Source organism: Frankia sp. AgKG'84/4 (genome assembly GCF_023242965.2).
GTDB lineage: Bacteria > Actinomycetota > Actinomycetes > Frankiales > Frankiaceae > Frankia.
Map to the genome: position 1 here is coordinate 1 of NZ_JALKFU020000426.1, position 4,615 is coordinate 4,615.

The following is a 4,615-nucleotide window of genomic DNA, read 5'->3' on the forward strand; positions in this document are numbered from 1 at the left end:
CCCACCGGGCGCGCCCGGGCCGCGGGTGCTGGTCGTGGACGACAACGAGATGCTGCGTTCGCTGCTGGCCCGCGTCCTCGGCGCGGAGGGCTTCCAGGTGAGCACCGCCGACTCGGTGGAGCAGGCGCTGCGGCTCGATGCCGCCGCCCACGACGTCGTGCTCGTCGACCTGCGCCTCGGCGGCCGCCCCGGCACCGACCTGGTGGACGAGCTGCGCCGGGCCGATCCGGGCGCGGCGCAGCGCTGCATCGTTCTCACCGGCGCCCTCGGGCTGGATCCCGTGCCCGCCGGCCTGCCGGTGGTCACCAAACCGTTCACCGCCAACGACCTCGTCGCCGCGGTCCGCCGGATCCTGGCGGCCCAGCCGCCCCCCGCGGCCGGCCGGGCCGGAGCCCAGGACCGCGGGCCCGGAACCGGAGCGTGGTGACGGCGCCCCCGGCCCACGCCCTGTTGCGGCTGCTGGTCGCCCTGCAGGAACGCGGCCACCGGGTGTCCGCCGAGCGCCTCCACGACGGCCCGATGCAGGACTTCACCGCGATCCTGCTCGACCTGGCCAGCGTCCGGCGGCGGCTGCCCGACGAGCTGGCCGACCGGGTCAGCTCGATCGAGAACCGGCTGCGCGCCACCACCGTCAGCCTGCACCAGCCGCCCAGCCCGTTCCGGCTCGGGCACGACGCCCGCAGCGCCCTGACCACCGGCCTGTCCCAGCGGGTCGACGGCCTGCTCGTCGACCATCTCGACACCGACCTGTGCTTCGAGCGGGGCGAGCCGACCGGCGGGGAGATCGCTGTGGCGCTGGCCGCCGTCCAGCTGCTGCTGATGGCGAGCGACCCCGTGGGGACCGGCAAGCGGGCCCGCCTGTTCGCGCGCTGCGATTCGGTCGGGCTCGACCTGGAACTTTCCGTCCAGCCGGGACGGCACGAATCCGCCGTGGATGCCGCGCGAGCCGACCGGCTGCGCCCGCTCGCCGACCTGCTCGGCGCCCACCTGCACCATGATCCTGACAGCGGTGCGTGGACGGCCGCGCTGACCCTCAATCGCCCCGGGGCCGCTGGGTCCCCGCCCTCGCCGCCCCCGGTCCGCTAGGTCCCGGCGACGAGCCCCGGCGGACCGTCGAGCACCTCCCGCACCTTCGTCAGCAGCATCTGCTCCGAGAACGGCTTGCCCAGCAGAATGACGTCCGGGTCCAGGGTGCCGTTGTGCGCGAGCACCGGATAGGCGTACCCGGACATGTACAGCACCCGGATGCCGGGGCGCTGTCGCTGGATGCGTTCCGCCACGGTCCGGCCGAGGACCTGCGGCATCACCACGTCCGTGAGCAGCAGCTGGATCTCCCCGGGGTGGGCGCTGGCGAGCTCGCTCGCGTGGTGCCCGTCGGCCGCGGCGAGGACCCGGTACCCGTTGCGCGCCAGCAGTCGTCGGGTGACCTCCCGCATCGCCCGTTCGTCCTCGACGACGAGGATCGTCTCGGTCCCCGTCAGCGCCCGGGCGTCGGAGGTTGGCTCGGGGGTGACGGCGACGCTGTCGACCGCCGGCAGCAGGATGCTCACCGTCGTTCCCAGTCCCACGTCCGAGCAGATCTCGGCGTGGCCACCGGCCTGGGTGATGATGCCGTAGACGGTCGCGAGCCCCAGGCCGGAACCCTCCCCCTTGGCCTTCGTGGTGAAGAACGGCTCGAAGGCGCGGCTGAGCGTCGCCGCGGTCATGCCCGAGCCGCTGTCGCTGATGCGCAGGTTGACATGCCGTCCGGCGCTCAGGCCGGGACGCTTCGTGGCGAACTCCTCGTGGATCAGGATGTTCGACGTCTCGATGGTCAGCCTGCCGCCGCCCGGCATCGCGTCCCGGGCGTTCACGGCCAGGTTGACCAGCACCTGCTCGATCTGCCCTGCATCGGCGAGGACCGGCCACGGGTCGGCATCCCGCTGGGCGATCAGTTCGACGTGCTCACCGAGGGTGCGCCGCAGCATCGCCTCGATGTCGCGGACGACCTCGGCGAGGTTGAGCACCCGCGGCTGGACGACCTCACGGCGGCCGAAGGCGAGCAGCTGATGGGTGAGTTGGGTGGCGCGCTCGGCGGCCCGCTGCACCTGTTCGATGTCGCGCCGCGCCGGCTCCCAGGCGTCAACGTCCTGCTCGGCGGCGTTCGCGACCACCTCGGCGACGAAGGCGGTGTAGTTGATGATCACGCCGAGCAGGTTGTTGAAGTCGTGTGCGACCCCGCCGGCGAGCTGCCCGAGGCTCTCCAGTCGCTGCGACTGGTGCAGCTGCGCCTCGATCCGCTTGCGTTCCGCCTGCGCGCGCAGCCGTTCCCGCTCCGCCTGCGCCTCCAGCCGCTCCGTCACGTCCCTGATCGCCGCCGAGATCAGCAGACCGTCCTCGGTCTCCAGCGCGGACAGCGAGATCTCCGCCGGGAACTCGCTGCCGTCCCGGCGGCGGCCCGCCAGCTCCATGCCGGCGCCCATCGGCCGCGGCTGCGGATTGCGCAGGTAGGACCGGCGATGCCGCGGGTGCAGGGCACGCGCCGACTCGGGAATGAGTTTCTCGACGGGTTGGCCGAGCAGTTGCGCCCGCGGGTATCCGAACAGGCGCTCGGCCTGCGCGTTCACCAGTGCTATCCGACCATCGGCGCGGACGCCGACGATCGCGTCCGGGGCCGCGTCCAACAGGCCGCTGGCGAGGGACATTCTACTGCGATCCAGGTGAACCACCCCACCGGGTGAACATCGCGCTACACAGGGACAGATCGTAGCGCTGGGCGGGCCGTTCATCCTCAGCCTGCCGGACGGGCGCCCTGGACTCGCCCGAACGTGCGGCTATGCCGGTGTCTCACCCGGATCCACGCCGGTCGTCGGCGGCACCAGCACGGCGATCGGCGTCTCCTCCACAGCCTCGTCCACGGCCTGGGGCCCGCCGTCGGTCCGCGGGGTCAGGACGGGCGCCGGAGTCGACCCCCGTGCGCCATCACGGCCGGTGATGCCCAGGTCCGCCAGCACCGCCTCGGCGGCCCGCCGGCCGGAGAACAGCGCGCCCTGGATCGAGCTGGTGTCCCGGTGATCGCCGCACACGTAGACGCCGGACGCGGTGCGCACCGGCCGCTGAAACACGTGCGGACTCGTCATCGCGGGCAAAGCTCGCGCCACCGGGTAGCGGGCGATCAGCCGCCAGTCATCGGTCGAGGTGCCGTAGAGCAGCCCGAGATGGGCCCGCACCGCCTGCTCGTCCGGCCGCCCGCCGACCCTCGCGCCGACCTCGCCGACCGGCGCGGACTCGCCGTCGGCCCCGGACGGCACGTCCTCGGGCACGCCGAGCACCGACGCCGCGATCAGCGCCGTCCCCGGCGGCGCGTACGACGGCGCCACCTCGCTGAGCACGACCGTGTTGACCACTGGTCCGGACCGCCGCGCCCGCGCCGGCCAGCGCGGGTCGACAGAGCCCTCCACGACGAGCACCCCGCGGCGCAGCGGCGACCGCGCCGCCCGGAAGTAATAGGTCGTCACCCCGTGCCAGCTGGGCTCGGCGATTCCCGGCACCAGCCGCGCGGCCGTCGTCCCGTCCGTCGCGACGATCACCACCTTCGCCCGCAGCGACTCGCCGTCCCGAGACCGCACGCCGCCGCCGGTGACGATGTCGGCGGGACAACCCAGGCGGATCGTCCCGGGCCGCAACCGGGCCGCGAGCTGGCGGGGCAGCGCGGCCATCCCCTCCGCCGGCAGCACCGGCGACCGCGTGGCGAAGCTGCGCATCAGCAGATGGAAGAACCTCGACGAGGTGGAGAGATCCTCCTCCAGGAACATCCCGCGCAGCAGCGGCGCGATCACGCCGTCGACGGCATGGTCGGACAGACCGCGGGCCCGCAGTTCCGCCCGGGTGCTCCGCTCGGGCCCGGCGAACAGCGCGGCCGGCCTGACCAGGCTGTCCCGGGCGGCGATCCGGGTGATCCGGGCCAGGTCACCGAGGCGCAGTGCCCGCCCGGGTACCAGCCCCGCGAGCGCGCTCGTCCCGCCTCTCGGGTCGCCCAGCAGGACCGACCGGACGCCGTCGCGCAGCACCAGCCCGCGCACGAACGGCCGCGGCCGCAGCGCCGGCAGGTCGATCTGCCGCCCCACCTCCGGGTAGGACGGCATCAGCACCTGGAAGCCTCGGTCGAGGCGGAAACCGTCGATCTCGTCGGTGCGCACCCGGCCACCGACGTCGTCGGAGGCCTCCCAGACCACTACTTCGAGGCCCTGATCGGCGAGCAGGGTGGCGGCTGCCAGCCCCGCGAGCCCCGCGCCCACGACTGCCACATCGGCCGTCTGCATGGCCACCGCCCTGTGCTCGTGCGTCCGCCGCGTTGGCCGCGTCCACCGCCCGCGCATCCCGCGCCGCCGGTGCTCCGCGTGCTTCCCGCGCTGCCGTCACCGCACTTCGTACCCCAGCCGACTGACAAATCCCGCCAGGAGCTGATCCCACCACGACCGCGCCGCCACCCCGCCCCGGCCGCCGCGGCGCCCCGCCACGCGGCCAACCCGGACACCGCGCCCTACAGAACGACCAGCCAGCCGCACCACCGGCGAAAGGCCTACCTGCGCGACGGCTCGTCGGCGGGCTCGGTCGGCGCGGGCACGCTTGGTGG

5 protein-coding genes are annotated in these 4,615 nt (G+C 74.0%); 3 read left to right on the top strand and 2 right to left on the bottom strand.

The window, feature by feature from the left end; all coding sequences use genetic code 11:
• Nucleotides 1–427 (top strand): response regulator (locus tag MXD58_RS20530; protein ID WP_308302004.1); only part of this gene is annotated, 427 nt, incomplete at its 5' end.
• Nucleotides 424–1,086: a histidine kinase gene (locus tag MXD58_RS20535; RefSeq protein WP_248838792.1), complete on the top strand. Its 663-nt coding sequence runs from the start codon at nt 424–426 to the stop codon at nt 1,084–1,086. The genes MXD58_RS20530 and MXD58_RS20535, both read left to right, overlap by 4 nt.
• Here MXD58_RS20535 and MXD58_RS20540 read toward each other — a convergent pair.
• Both MXD58_RS20540 and MXD58_RS20545 read right to left on the bottom strand, forming a co-directional pair.
• Nucleotides 1,083–2,684 carry a PAS domain S-box protein gene (locus MXD58_RS20540; protein ID WP_248838793.1) on the bottom strand — a complete coding sequence of 534 codons (1,602 nt, stop codon included), beginning with the start codon at nt 2,682–2,684 and terminating at the stop codon, nt 1,083–1,085. The two genes, MXD58_RS20535 and MXD58_RS20540, sit on opposite strands and share 4 nt — an antisense overlap.
• 129 nt (nt 2,685–2,813) lie before the next feature.
• Nucleotides 2,814–4,301 (bottom strand): NAD(P)/FAD-dependent oxidoreductase, encoded by a 1,488-nt coding sequence (locus MXD58_RS20545; RefSeq protein ID WP_248838831.1) that lies wholly within the window; start codon nt 4,299–4,301, stop codon nt 2,814–2,816.
• A gap of 78 nt (nt 4,302–4,379) precedes the next feature.
• Between MXD58_RS20545 and MXD58_RS20550 the strand changes: the two genes are divergently transcribed.
• The coding region (locus MXD58_RS20550) for a hypothetical protein (RefSeq protein WP_250609745.1) at nt 4,380–4,615 on the top strand (236 nt) is incomplete at its 3' end.

Excerpts from the sequence above, each read along its gene's own strand:
- MXD58_RS20545 (WP_248838831.1), bottom strand. The coding sequence starts at position 4,301 with ATGCAGACGGCCGATGTGGCAGTCGTGGGCGCGGGGCTCGCGGGGCTG.
- MXD58_RS20540 (WP_248838793.1), bottom strand. The coding sequence starts at position 2,684 with ATGTCCCTCGCCAGCGGCCTGTTGGACGCGGCCCCGGACGCGATCGTC.